Origin of the sequence: Niallia sp. XMNu-256, from assembly GCF_036670015.1 — a bacterium.
Taxonomy (GTDB): Bacteria; Bacillota; Bacilli; order Bacillales; family Cytobacillaceae; genus Bacillus_BD.
The window spans coordinates 3308261-3321707 of record NZ_CP137636.1 but is presented as its reverse complement, the minus strand read 5'-3'; the positions used below and the strand labels follow the sequence as shown (position 1 = coordinate 3321707).

The 13447-nt window shown below is 38.8% G+C and carries 9 protein-coding genes; 8 read left to right on the top strand and 1 reads right to left on the bottom strand.

The features are described from left to right. Positions 1 to 4 precede the first annotated feature (4 nt). The 5 genes from polX (at position 5) to uvrC (ending at position 9055) form a co-directional block, all read left to right on the top strand. Positions 5 to 1729, top strand: coding sequence for a DNA polymerase/3'-5' exonuclease PolX (polX, locus tag R4Z10_RS16855; protein ID WP_338470451.1), 1725 nt, complete (start codon positions 5 to 7; stop codon positions 1727 to 1729). 23 nt (positions 1730 to 1752) lie between these two features. Continuing rightward, positions 1753 to 4110: an endonuclease MutS2 gene (locus R4Z10_RS16850; protein WP_338470450.1), complete on the top strand. Its 2358-nt coding sequence runs from the start codon at positions 1753 to 1755 to the stop codon at positions 4108 to 4110. A gap of 799 nt (positions 4111 to 4909) precedes the next feature. Then, on the top strand, positions 4910 to 6607 hold the full coding sequence (locus R4Z10_RS16845; RefSeq protein ID WP_338470449.1) for an AMP-binding protein: 1698 nt from the start codon (positions 4910 to 4912) through the stop codon (positions 6605 to 6607). A 134-nt stretch (positions 6608 to 6741) separates the two neighbouring features. After that, the gene (gene trxA, locus R4Z10_RS16840) at positions 6742 to 7056 is read left to right on the top strand and encodes a thioredoxin (protein ID WP_338470448.1); all 315 of its coding nucleotides are present in this window, start codon (positions 6742 to 6744) and stop codon (positions 7054 to 7056) included. Between the two features lie 226 nt (positions 7057 to 7282). Next, positions 7283 to 9055 carry an excinuclease ABC subunit UvrC gene (gene uvrC, locus R4Z10_RS16835; RefSeq protein ID WP_338470447.1) on the top strand — a complete coding sequence of 591 codons (1773 nt, stop codon included), beginning with the start codon at positions 7283 to 7285 and terminating at the stop codon, positions 9053 to 9055. A gap of 166 nt (positions 9056 to 9221) precedes the next feature. On the opposite strand, the gene R4Z10_RS16830 is transcribed toward uvrC, so the two are convergent. After that, positions 9222 to 9668 (bottom strand): YslB family protein, encoded by a 447-nt coding sequence (locus R4Z10_RS16830; protein ID WP_338470446.1) that lies wholly within the window; start codon positions 9666 to 9668, stop codon positions 9222 to 9224. Between the two features lie 342 nt (positions 9669 to 10010). Between R4Z10_RS16830 and R4Z10_RS16825 the strand changes: the two genes are divergently transcribed. From R4Z10_RS16825 to sdhB, 3 genes are all read left to right on the top strand, one after another. Next, on the top strand, positions 10011 to 10619 hold the full coding sequence (locus R4Z10_RS16825) for a succinate dehydrogenase cytochrome b558 subunit (protein WP_338470445.1): 609 nt from the start codon (positions 10011 to 10013) through the stop codon (positions 10617 to 10619). A 71-nt stretch (positions 10620 to 10690) separates the two neighbouring features. Further along, positions 10691 to 12448 carry a succinate dehydrogenase flavoprotein subunit gene (gene sdhA, locus R4Z10_RS16820; RefSeq protein ID WP_338470444.1) on the top strand — a complete coding sequence of 586 codons (1758 nt, stop codon included), beginning with the start codon at positions 10691 to 10693 and terminating at the stop codon, positions 12446 to 12448. A 76-nt stretch (positions 12449 to 12524) separates the two neighbouring features. Further along, complete coding sequence (sdhB, locus tag R4Z10_RS16815) at positions 12525 to 13283, top strand: succinate dehydrogenase iron-sulfur subunit (protein ID WP_338470443.1); 759 nt, start codon at positions 12525 to 12527, stop codon at positions 13281 to 13283. Positions 13284 to 13447 lie beyond the last annotated feature (164 nt).

The following is a 13447-nucleotide window of genomic DNA, read 5'->3' as shown; positions in this document are numbered from 1 at the left end:
AGCAATGAATATTAAAGATGTGGTTCGGTTATTAGAGACGATCGCAATCTATATGGAGATTAAAGGGGAAAATACCTTTAAAGTATCTGCGTTTCGTAAAGCTGCACAATCACTTGAAACTAGCGGATATACACTAGAGGAAATAACGGACTTTACTAGTTTACCTGGAATTGGTAAAGGCACCGCCTCAGTGATTGAAGAATACATGAATGAAGGCCAATCCACTGTTTTAAACGAATTAAAAGAGGAAGTGCCAAAAGGTCTGATTCCACTTTTACAAATACAAGGATTGGGTGGTAAAAGGATTGCTAAGCTCTACAAAGAATTACAAATTGAGAATGCAGCAGACCTAGAATTAGCTTGCCGAGAGCATAAAGTCCAAACGTTAGCCGGATTTGGCAAAAAAACAGAGGAAAAAATTCTTGAAGCTTTAGCAAAAGCTGGCGGCAAACCAGATCGGCTGCCACTAGCATATATGCTGCCAATCGCAGATAAAATTGAAGCGGTTTTAGTAGAAATGGAGCATGTGAATCAATATTCGAGAGCTGGGAGTATAAGACGACTTAGAGAGACAATAAGGGACTTGGATTTTATTATTGCAACTGACAATCCCCAGTCCGTTAAGGAACAATTGCTGAAAATAGAGGGAATTCAGGAGATTATTTCATCTGGTGATACAAAGGTTTCTATCGTCCTCTCGTTTGAATATGAAGTTTCGGTTGATTTTCGTCTAGTAAAGCCTGAAGAATTTGCAACAACGCTTCACCATTTTACAGGTTCAAAGGACCATAATGTTCGGATGAGACAGCTAGCCAAAAAGCGAGGCGAGAAAATTAGTGAATATGGAGTTGAAAATGTTGAAACAGGAGAAGTAACAACCTTTCAATCGGAAAAGGAGTTCTATGCCTATTTCGACCTTCCACTAATCCCCCCAGAAATGAGAGAGGATGGGACGGAAGTCGAGGAATATAATGAAGAACTTGACATCATAAAGTTAGAAGATATTAAAGGTGATCTCCATATGCATACTACTTGGAGTGACGGGGCCCATACGATTGAGGAAATGGCCGAAGCTTGCCGAGCCAAAGGATATCAGTACATGGCCATCACAGACCATTCTCAATACTTGAAAGTCGCCAATGGCCTAACCCCTGAAAGACTACAGAAACAAAGAGAAGAAATTCGTAGACTTAATGAGCAGTATGATGATTTTACAATTTTAGCTGGAGTTGAAATGGATATTCTTCCAGATGGCACGCTTGATTATGATGATGAACTGTTATCCTCAATGGATTTTGTCATTGCATCGATCCATTCCGCTTTTTCTCAGCCAAAAGAGAAAATAATGGAACGTTTAAAAACAGCCTTGTATAATGCAAATGTAGATTTAATTGCCCATCCAACAGGTAGAAAGATTGGTAGACGTGATGGCTATGATGTGGATATGGATTTATTAATCCAACTAGCTAAAGAAACAAATACTGCATTGGAACTTAACGCCAATCCAAATCGACTTGACCTCTCAGCGGAAAATCTTCGCAAAGCGCAAGAAGCAGGAGTCAAAATTATGATTAATACAGATGCACATAAAAGGGAAACATTGGATCATATGAAAATTGGTGTCTCAACCGCAAAAAAAGGCTGGCTAAAAAAATCAACTGTATTAAATACAAGGAACAAAAATGATCTTCTTGCTTTTTTACATGAGCGAGATAAAGGAAATGATTAACAGCAAAGGGAGGAATTAACTCCGTGCAAAATCGTGTTTTAAAAGTATTGGAATTTAATAAAGTAAAGGAACAGTTGCTAGACCACGTCTCATCTTCATTAGGGAGAGAACTAGCAGAAAACCTACTTCCATCTACTGATTTTGACGAAGTCGTTAAAAGACAGGAAGAAACTGACGAAGCGGCTAAAATATTACGTATCAAATCAAATATTCCATTAGGTGGAATATTTGATATTCGTCCTCATATTAAACGTTCGGTCATTGGTGGGATGTTAAGCTCACACGAACTTATGCAAGTAGCGAGCACTGTTCATGTGAGCCGACAAATTAAACGGTTTGTTGAGGATTTTGCGGAGGAAAATTCAGCAATTCCATACTTACTTTCCTATGTGGAACAAATTATTGTACTGGCTGAATTGGAAGAGAGCATTAAAAAGGCCATTGATGATAACGGCGAGGTTTTAGACAGTGCCAGTGAAACATTGCGACATTTACGCAATCAGCATCGTGCAAAAGAAGGTCGGGTCCGGGAGCGGTTAGAAAGTATGATTCGTTCGTCAAGCGCTCAGAAAATGCTATCTGATGCGATTGTGACGATTCGAAATGATCGATTCGTTATTCCCGTTAAACAAGAATACCGAGCCCACTATGGTGGAATTATTCATGACCAAAGTTCATCAGGGCAAACCTTATTTATTGAACCACAAGCAATTGTTGAATTAAACAATGAACTACAAAGCATTCGGATTAAAGAGCAGCAAGAAATTGAACGGATTTTAATGATGCTTTCTGCGCAAACAGCCGAATACAGCTCTGAGTTGGAAATCATTGTTCGTGTGTTAGGAAACATCGACTTTATGTTTGCTAAGGCCCGATATGGGAGCAAAATTAAGGCCTCTAAACCATTGATGAATAGAGAAGGTCGAATTTCTTTAGTGAAAGCGAGACATCCTTTAATTCCGATTGATGAGGTCGTTGCAAACGATATTACATTAGGAAAAGATTTTACAGCAATTGTTATAACTGGTCCTAACACAGGTGGAAAAACAGTTACGATTAAAACAGTCGGTCTCTGTACAATCATGGCTCAATCAGGGCTACAAATACCTGCATTAGATGGATCAGAGATGGCTGTATTTGGCGCTGTTCATGCGGATATTGGGGATGAGCAATCCATCGAGCAAAGCTTGAGTACCTTTTCCTCCCATATGGTAAATATTGTTGATATTTTAAAAAATGTCAGCTTTGACAGCCTCGTTTTATTTGATGAACTAGGTGCGGGAACAGACCCTCAAGAAGGAGCAGCTTTGGCAATCTCAATATTAGATGAAGTCAATCGCCGTGGTGCAAGAGTGATTGCAACAACTCATTATCCTGAGTTAAAGGCATATGGCTATAATCGGGAAGGTGTGGTCAATGCCAGCGTTGAATTTGATGTAGAAACATTGAGTCCAACGTACCGCTTGTTAATTGGTGTTCCAGGTCGAAGCAATGCTTTTGAAATCTCTAAGCGTCTTGGTTTGGATGAGAGTGTGATCAATACAGCGCGCTCATTTGTTGGTACGGACACTCATCAAGTTGAAAATATGATTGCAGCATTAGAAGAAAGTAAACGCCAAGCTGAGAAAGAGCTGGAAGAAGCCCACGATCTGTTGCGAAATGCGGAAAAACTGCATAAGGATATGCAGCAACAAATGATCCAATACTATGAAAAGAAGGATTCTTTATACGAAAAGGCAACGAAAGAAGCTAATGCCATTATTGAAAAGGCTAAAAAGGAATCCGAATGGGTAATCCATGATTTAAGAAAAATGCAGCAAGAGAAACATGCAGAAATTAAAGAGCATGAATTGATTGAAGCACAAAAACGTTTAACCGAAGCAGCACCAAAAGAGCTTAAAAATAAACAACGAGTCGTAAAGAAAAAGGAAAAGCATGTGTTCCATCCTGGAGACGAAGTGAAGGTATTAAGCTTTGATCAAAAAGGAACGCTTATAGATAAAATAGGGGAAGATTCTTGGCAAGTTCAAATGGGAATTTTAAAAATGAAGGTTGAGGAAAAAGATTTAGAGTTTATTAAAACACCAAAGCTTGCTGAGACAAAAGTGATCGCAAGTGTAAAAGGCAAGGACTTTCATGTTAGTCCTGAATTGGACTTACGCGGAGAAAGATATGAAAATGCCTTGTTACGGGTCGAGAAATATATTGATGATGCCCTTCTTGCAGGCTATCCTCATGTATCGATTATTCATGGAAAAGGAACAGGGGCTTTAAGACAAGGGGTTCAAGAATATTTACGAAATCATCGGTCTGTCAAACATATCCGCTTTGGGGGACAAGCAGAAGGCGGTAGCGGTGTCACCATTGCAGAGTTTAAGTAAATGAGAAGCTAAATCAGGCACCCGACTGAAATAAGGGGAGAACGGAATGGAGAAACTGGCAAAGATATTAATCGTTTGTTGTATTGTCTTTCTGGCCGTAGGAATTATATATATGATTTTATAATTGGATTGTAAAGCAGTGGTGGTCAAATCCTTCATCGGTAGAGATGAAGGATTTTTTGTATATATAGATGAGGACCAAAATGGAAGAAGAAAAAAGTGTACATGGTTCTTCATCAAGGGGATGAAGAACCAAAATAGCAGGGTCCAAAGGTGAAAAACGGTCTTCATCAAGGGGATGAAGCCCAAAACAGCAGGGTCAAAGGTGAAAAACGGTCTTCATCAAAGGGATGAAGCCCAAAATAGCAGGGTCAAAGTTAATAAACGGTCTTCATCAAGGGGATGAAGCCCAAAACAGCAGGGTCAAAGGTGAAAAACGGTCTTCATCAAGGGGATGAAGACCAAAATAGCAGGGTCAAAGTTAATAAACGGTCTTCATCAAGGGGATGAAGCCCAAAACAGCAGGGCCAAAGGTGAAAAACGGTCTTCATCAAGGGGATGAAGCCCAAAACAGCAGGCTCGAAGTTGAAAAACGGTCTTCATCAAGTGAATGAAGACTAAAACGGAGTAAGCGAAAGCCAAGAAAGGTCTTCATAAAAGAGAGATGAGATCAAAAAAACAAAACAGTCGACCCTATCGAAGGGGATCGCTCCATCCTATCTAATTCAGTTCTACTTGAACAAAGCATGCCCATATAATAATAGTGAAATGCTTTGCGATGTTAAGGGAGGGTCACCTTATGGAAAGTGAGAAACCATGGCTACAACTATACCCGGAAGAGATTCCGCCACACTTACAATATTGCGAACAACCATTACATGCTTTTTTGAAAGAATCCGCGAGCGAATTCCCTAATAAAGTAGCGGTTCACTTTTTAGGAAAAGAATATACCTTTCAGTATCTTTATCAAGCGGCCGAGCGGCTAGCAGTCTATCTGCAAGATATTGGACTTGTTAAAGGCGATCGAGTCGCAATCATGTTACCAAATGTACCTCAAGCCGTTATTTGTTTTTATGGAGTTTTGATGGCTGGTGGAATCGTCGTACAAACGAATCCGCTTTATACCGAACGAGAACTGCAATATCAAATGAAAGACTCTGAGGCTAAAATCATTATTACATTGGACATTCTATTTCCAAGAGTTTCAAAGATTAAATCCCAAACAAGTTTGCAGCATGTCATTGTAACCGCTATTAAGGATTTTCTCCCCTTCCCAAAAAATCTCATCTATCCATTTATCCAGAAAAAACAATATGGAATCGTTGTTAATGTAAAACATGAAGGTCAAAACCATTTGTTAAACGAAATTTTAAAAAGAAAAAAACGAGCATTATTGGAATATGAGATAAAATTTGACGAAGATATTGCCCTCATCCAATATACAGGTGGAACAACTGGCTGGCCGAAAGGAGCTATGTTAACTCATAAGAATTTAGTAACTAATGGAACGATGTGTTCGGCATGGCTTTACAAATGTAAAAAAGGGGAGGAAATTATTCTTGGTGTCATCCCATTTTTTCATGTATATGGATTAACGACCTTAATGGTCTATGCGATTATGCAAGCTAATAAGATGGTATTAATGCCCAAGTTTGATGCAGAAACCACATTGAAAACCATTCACAAACAAAAACCTACCCTATTTCCAGGTGCCCCAACCATTTATATTGCACTTCTTAATCATCCCAAGTTAAGCAAATATGATTTATCATCCATTGATTCATGTCTAAGCGGCTCAGCAGCCCTACCCATTGAAGTTCAGCAAAAATTTGAAGATACTACCGGTGGAAAACTGGTTGAAGGTTATGGGTTAACAGAAGCATCTCCTGTCACCCATGCTAATTTTTTGTGGGGGCAAAGAGTGAAAGGGAGTATTGGTGTCCCGTGGCCAGATACAGATGCTGTTATATTTTCACTCCATAATGAAGAGATCTTGCCTGCAGGTGAAATTGGAGAAATTGCAGTGAAAGGGCCGCAAATTATGAAAGGTTATTGGAATCACCCACAGGAAACAAACCGAATTTTTCGGGATGATTGGCTGTTAACTGGGGATTTAGGATATATGGATGAAAAAGGTTATTTTTATGTCGTTGATCGGAAAAAAGATATGATTATTGCAGGTGGATTTAATATATATCCTCGTGAGGTTGAAGAAGTTCTATACGAACATCAAGCCATTCAAGAAGTGGTTGTCGCTGGAATTCCAGATCCTTATCGTGGTGAAACCGTTAAAGCCTATATTGTGTTAAAAGAAGGCCATCATGTAACCGAGGAAGAGTTAGATGAATTTTCTAGAAGGCATTTAGCATCCTATAAAGTTCCAAGAGTATATGAATTTCGCAGTGAGTTACCAAAAACAGTCATTGGAAAAATACTGCGGAGAGTTTTAATTGACGAAGAAATAGCAAAATTAGACGAGGACAATAAAGGCGAATAAGGCTCTCCTTGTTAAAATGGAGGAATAAAGTTACACTAAATGGGTATATTAGATTCGAGCTTATTATTAGCACTTTAAAGAAAACGATGATATACTTTTTTTGAATTCTTATGTATCACGAGGAGGAAATGTGAATGGCCATTGTAAATGCAACAGACCAGACTTTTTCAAATGAAACTGGTTCTGGCACAGTATTAGTAGATTTCTGGGCACCATGGTGCGGACCTTGTAAAATGATTGCTCCAGTTCTAGAAGAATTAGATGGAGAAATCGGCGATAAAGTAAAAATTGTAAAAGTGGACGTAGATGAAAATCCTGAATCTGCGGGTAAATTTGGAGTTATGAGTATTCCAACATTACTAATCCTTAAAAACGGTGAAGTAGTAGATAAAGTAATTGGCTTCCAACCAAAAGAAGCTCTTGCAGAACGTTTACAACAACATATCTAATTTCATTCAGCTAAAGTACGGCTGAATAAAGGAAATGCCAAGGCGAATGTCAGATTTTATCGAACGTAATAAAATCTGAGACGCAAGGATGCCAAGGCACACTTGATTATGTTCGTTCCTAACAAATGACACCCATAGCTAAATTTGGCTATGGGTTTTTCATATAAAATGCTTGCGAACACCCCGCTACAGCCCCTAAAATAGATAGAGATAAGGAGGGCACCCAATGAACGATATTATTAAGAATAAACTAATCCTTTTGCCAGACCAGCCTGGGTGTTACTTAATGAAGGATAGGCAGGGCACGATCATTTATGTAGGAAAAGCCAAAATACTTAAGAACCGAGTCCGATCTTATTTTACAGGCTCCCATGATGGAAAAACACTTAGACTTGTTAATGAGATAGAGAACTTTGAATATATTGTTACCTCATCTGAAATTGAAGCCCTTATCTTAGAAATGAATTTGATCAAAAAGTATGATCCAAAATATAATGTGATGTTAAAGGATGATAAAAGCTACCCCTTTATTAAATTAACATCAGAAAAACACCCAAGATTGATTACAACACGGAAGGTTAAAAAGGATAAAGGCAAATATTTTGGACCTTATCCAAACGTTCATTCTGCAAATGAAACGAAAAAATTATTAGATCGAATTTATCCACTTAGAAAATGTTCAACCCTTCCTGATCGCGTTTGTTTGTATTATCACCTCGATCAATGTTTAGCCCCTTGTGTCAATGTAGTGAAACAAGAAGAATATCAAAAAATTGTTGACGAAATTACCCGTTTTTTAAACGGTGGATATAAAGAAATCAAAAACGAATTGTCCGAAAGAATGACCGCTGCGGCTGAAGAGCTTGACTTTGAGCGGGCAAAAGAATATCGGGATCGAATTGCTCATATTGAAGCAACAATGGAAAAACAAAAAATGACCGCAAATGACTTTACGGATCGGGACGTATTTGGCTACGCCTATGACAAAGGCTGGATGTGTGTCCAAGTCTTCTTCATACGGCAAGGAAAGCTCATTGAACGGGATGTTTCGATGTTCCCTCTTTACAAAGAGCCAGAGGAGGAAATGTTGACGTTTCTCGGTCAATTTTATGCAAAAGAGAACCATTTTAAACCTAAAGAAGTGCTAGTTCCTGATACGATTTCTGTTGATTTGGCTGAACAACTTTTGCAAGTAAAGGTTCTGAAGCCACAGCGAGGACAAAAAAAGGACCTTGTCAAACTAGCAGGGAAAAATGCTAGCATTGCTTTACAGGAAAAATTCTCTCTCATTGAACGGGATGAAGAACGGACGATTAAAGCTGTTGAACGACTAGGTGAAGAAATGGGAATTTATACGCCACACCGAATTGAAGCTTTCGACAACTCCAACATTCAAGGAACAGATCCTGTATCAGCCATGATTGTTTTTATTGACGGTAAACCAGAGAAGCGAGAGTACCGTAAGTATAAAATTAAAACGGTTCAAGGCCCGGACGATTACGAATCAATGCGTGAAGTGGTCAGGAGAAGATATAGTCGTGTACTAAAAGAGGGTCTGCCATTGGCAGATTTAATTATTGTTGATGGCGGGAAAGGTCATATTGAAGCGGTTAGAGATGTGCTTGAAAATGAATTAGGGCTTGAAGTCCCAATTGCAGGGCTTGCTAAAGATGAAAAACACAGAACTTCGCAATTATTATTTGGCGATCCGCTCGAAACTGTGCCACTCGCACGTAATAGCCAAGAATTTTATTTATTGCAAAGAATCCAAGACGAAGTTCACCGCTTTGCCATTACTTTCCACCGACAGTTAAGAGGAAAATCAGCTTTTCAATCGATTCTTGATGAAGTTCCGGGAATTGGTGAAAAGCGAAAGAAAATGTTGTTAAAGCATTTCGGTTCCGTGAAAAAGCTAAAAGAAGCCAATGCGGAAGAACTACATGCGGCAGGCTTGCCAAAAAAGGTTGCAGAAGAATTAATCGATAAGTTGAAGGAATAATGAACTCAATTCGCAAGGGATTTGTTCTCATAATGCAAGGCACATATAGCAAAAGGGAACGAAAGCAAGAATCGTTCCTCTTTTAGTCTAGCAAGGAACAAATATTGAGACGAAACGAAAAAAAAGCTCTAGAGACAAGGGTCCCCCTTATCTAGAGCTTTTTCTATTATGCGAAATCCTTCATGTCCCATTTAATTGTAAATTGCACTTTAGCCGAACGTTTTTTTGGATGTTCGAATGCTTCGGTAATCACTTGTTTTTGCCCTTCATATTGCTGGGCTAAAAACCCTGCCTCTAATTGAAAAGTCGTCTTCCCATTCGTTTTCATCCGGTTAACAATCATTTCACTTGAAAGCTCTAATATTTGTTCATTTTTCGACTCTTTAACTACTCTTAAGTCTCCCCAACCAGCTTGTTTAAAAAAAGTGATGATCTCAGACGCCGACTTCAATGGATATTTACGGGCTAGGTTCTTACCTGCCCAATATAATATTTTAGGAGTTTCCTCTCCTAAAATATCGGGAAGTAGTACCTCTCTTATCAATTCATACCCAAATACTGGAACCGTTTCAGATAAGGTTTCTTGTTCTTTAACTTCTAACATTTCACTCATCGTATTCCCCACTTTCAATAAGTCTATTATATACAAATTTAGATACATTAAGTGGTTTTAGTTTAAAAAAGAAATAGAAAAAATAGTGGTAACATTTTACGAGCCGTAATAAGAATATAAAAAGGAAACGGATGACATTATTTTGGAAAAATTCAATAAATATTGATATTTATTGATTCCGTTATCTTGACGCTCTAAATAGATGAGGGTAAAATGGAATTGTCACATTATTTTAAGAAAAGTGAAAAGTTTTATTTTCTGAAAGTGAGCGGTTGTTCAATTTAAGGCAGTATGAAATTTATTGCCGGTTTCACTTTAAAAAACTAAGGGGGTATTTTGGTAATGTCAGCGAATCGAGAATTTTTTAACCGCCGACTGCATTCATTACTAGGTGTTATTCCGGTAGGTATATACCTTACCATGCATCTAGTCGTGAATCACTTTGCAACACAAGGAGAGGAGGCCTACAACCAAGCAGTTGGATTTATGACAAATCTTCCATTCCTAATCTTTTTGGAGATCTTTGTTATTTATTTGCCAATCTTATATCATGCGATTTATGGACTTTATATTGCATTTACGGCAAAAAACAATGTAAGCAGATATGGGACTTTCCGAAATTGGATGTTTGTCCTTCAACGGATCACAGGGGTTATTACATTGATCTTTATAGTGTGGCATGTATGGGAAACAAGAATTGCCGCTGCGTTTGGGGCTGAAGTTGGTTTTGATATGATGGCAGATATCGTTTCTAATCCAGCGATGCTTTGGTTTTATATCATTTGTATTGTAAGTGCGGTGTTTCACTTTGCAAATGGTCTATGGTCTTTCTTTGTTAGTTGGGGGATCACTGTAACACCTAGATCACAACAAATCTCCACTTATGCAACGATGGGATTCTTTGTTGTTTTATCAATTATTGGTGTTCGTGCTATTTTAGCTTTCGTATAATAGAAAAGTAAATATATTTTAATAGAATAATAGATGTACGATGGATTGAAGACTTAAGGAGTGAGTCACAAATGGCAAAAGGAAAAGTAATAGTGGTTGGAGGAGGCCTTGCGGGGCTAGCTGCAACAATGAAAATGGCAGAATCAGGTACATCAGTTGATCTTTTTTCACTTGTACCAGTTAAACGTTCTCACTCTGTTTGTGCACAGGGTGGTATAAATGGAGCCGTAAATACAAAAGGTGAAGGGGACTCCCCGATGGAGCACTTTGATGACACGGTCTATGGGGGAGATTTCTTAGCTAACCAACCACCAGTTAAAGCAATGTGTGAAGCGGCACCGGGAATTATACACTTGTTTGACCGGATGGGAGTTATGTTTAACAGAACACCTGAAGGTTTACTCGATTTCCGTCGTTTTGGCGGAACTCAACACCATCGGACCGCTTTCGCAGGGGCAACAACAGGTCAACAATTGCTCTATGCATTAGATGAGCAAGTAAGAAGATATGAAGTAGATGGATTAGTGACAAAATATGAAGGTTGGGAATTTCTCGGAATCGTTAAAGATGATGATGGAGTTTGCCGTGGGATTGTCGCGCAAAACCTACAAACAATGCAAATACAATCATTTCTATCAGATGCGGTCATCATTGCTTCAGGCGGTCCGGGAATTATCTTTGGTAAGTCAACAAACTCAGTCATTAATACAGGCTCTGCTGCATCGATTGTTTACCAACAAGGTGCTTATTATGCAAATGGGGAATTTATTCAAATTCACCCAACCGCAATTCCTGGTGATGACAAGCTGCGCTTAATGAGTGAATCAGCTCGTGGTGAAGGTGGACGTGTTTGGACTTACAAGGATGGAAAACCATGGTATTTCTTAGAGGAAAAATATCCTGCCTATGGAAACCTCGTTCCAAGGGATATTGCAACAAGGGAAATTTTTGATGTTTGTGTAAACCAAAAGCTTGGTATTAACGGCGAAAACATGGTTTACTTGGATCTTTCCCATAAAGATCCGCATGAATTAGATATTAAACTCGGTGGAATTATTGAAATTTATGAAAAGTTCATGGGTGATGACCCACGGAAAGTTCCAATGAAAATTTTCCCAGCGGTTCACTACTCAATGGGTGGAATATGGGTAGATTACGATCAAATGACGAATATACCAGGTTTGTTTGCAGCAGGTGAATGTGATTATTCAATGCATGGAGCGAATCGTCTAGGAGCGAACTCTTTATTGTCTGCTATTTATGGCGGCATGGTTGCTGGACCAAGTGCGGTACGGTATATTAATGGATTAGAGAAGAGCTCAGATGCAATTTCATCTACTATTTTTGATAGACAAGTTCAACATGAACAGGAAAAATGGAATAACATCATGTCAATGGATGGTACCGAAAATGCATATGTTCTACATAAAGAGCTAGGCGAATGGATGACTGACAATGTGACTGTTGTACGATACAATGACAAACTATTAAAAACAGATGAAAAATTACAAGAGCTACTAGAACGTTATAAAAATATTAATATCAATGATACAGCTAAATGGAGCAACCAAGGGGCAACATTCACTCGTCAACTTGAACATATGATTCAATTAGCTCGTGTTATTACAATTGGTGCATACAATCGTAATGAAAGTCGTGGAGCACACTACAAACCAGATTTCCCAGATCGTAACGATGAGGAATTCATGAAAACAACAATGGCTAAATTTGTTGGTAGTGATAAAGCACCAGAATTCCACTATGAAGATGTAGATGTATCATTAATTAAACCACGGAAACGTGACTATACGAAGAGTAAGGCTAATTAATAAGGCAATAGGGAGAAACTTAACAAGGTCATAAACCGTTAAGAAAAAAACAAAAGTAAAAAGAGGGGAAATAGGGATGGCTGATCAAAAGACCGTAACATTTATTATTACCCGGCAAGATGATATGAACTCAGCACCTTATCAAGAGGAGTTTGAAGTCCCATATCGTCCAAACCTAAATGTCATTGCAGCACTTATGGAAATTCGTCGTAATCCAGTGAATAAAAAAGGGGAAAAAACAACACCTGTTATATGGGAGATGAACTGTCTAGAGGAAGTTTGTGGTGCATGTTCAATGATTATTAATGGGAAACCAAGACAATCGTGTTCCGCAATCGTAGACCAGCTTGAACAACCCATTCGCTTAGAACCAATGAGAACATTCCCGGTAGTACGTGATTTATTAGTCGATAGAAGCCGAATGTTTGATTCATTGAAGAAAGTAAAAGCATGGATTCCAATTGATGGATCCTATGATTTAGGCCCTGGACCACGTATGCCAGAAAGAAAGCGTCAATGGGCATATGAACTCTCAAAATGTATGACATGTGGCGTTTGTTTAGAGGCTTGTCCAAATGTAAATAGCAAGTCAAACTTTATTGGACCTGCCCCATTATCCCAAGTTCGTCTCTTTAACGCCCACCCAACTGGTGCAATGAATAAAGAAGAGCGTCTTGAAGAGATTATGGGAGATGGTGGACTAGCAAACTGTGGGAATTCACAAAACTGTGTTCAAGCATGTCCAAAAGGAATTCCATTAACAACGTCAATTGCTGCATTAAATCGGGATGCAACATTCCAATCCTTTAAAAACTTCTTTGGAAGTGACCAATAACTTCATTCAGCACAAGTCTCCCTCTGTAAGTGAGAGATGAGTGTAGAAAAGGGATTTCTGATTCAATGGGGGTTCAACCTAGCTGAATGAAGGAAGCCTCCGGCGGATGCCCCGGAGTTTTAAAGGTATTTTATCGAGCGAGATCGATAAAAACCCGGGCGCAA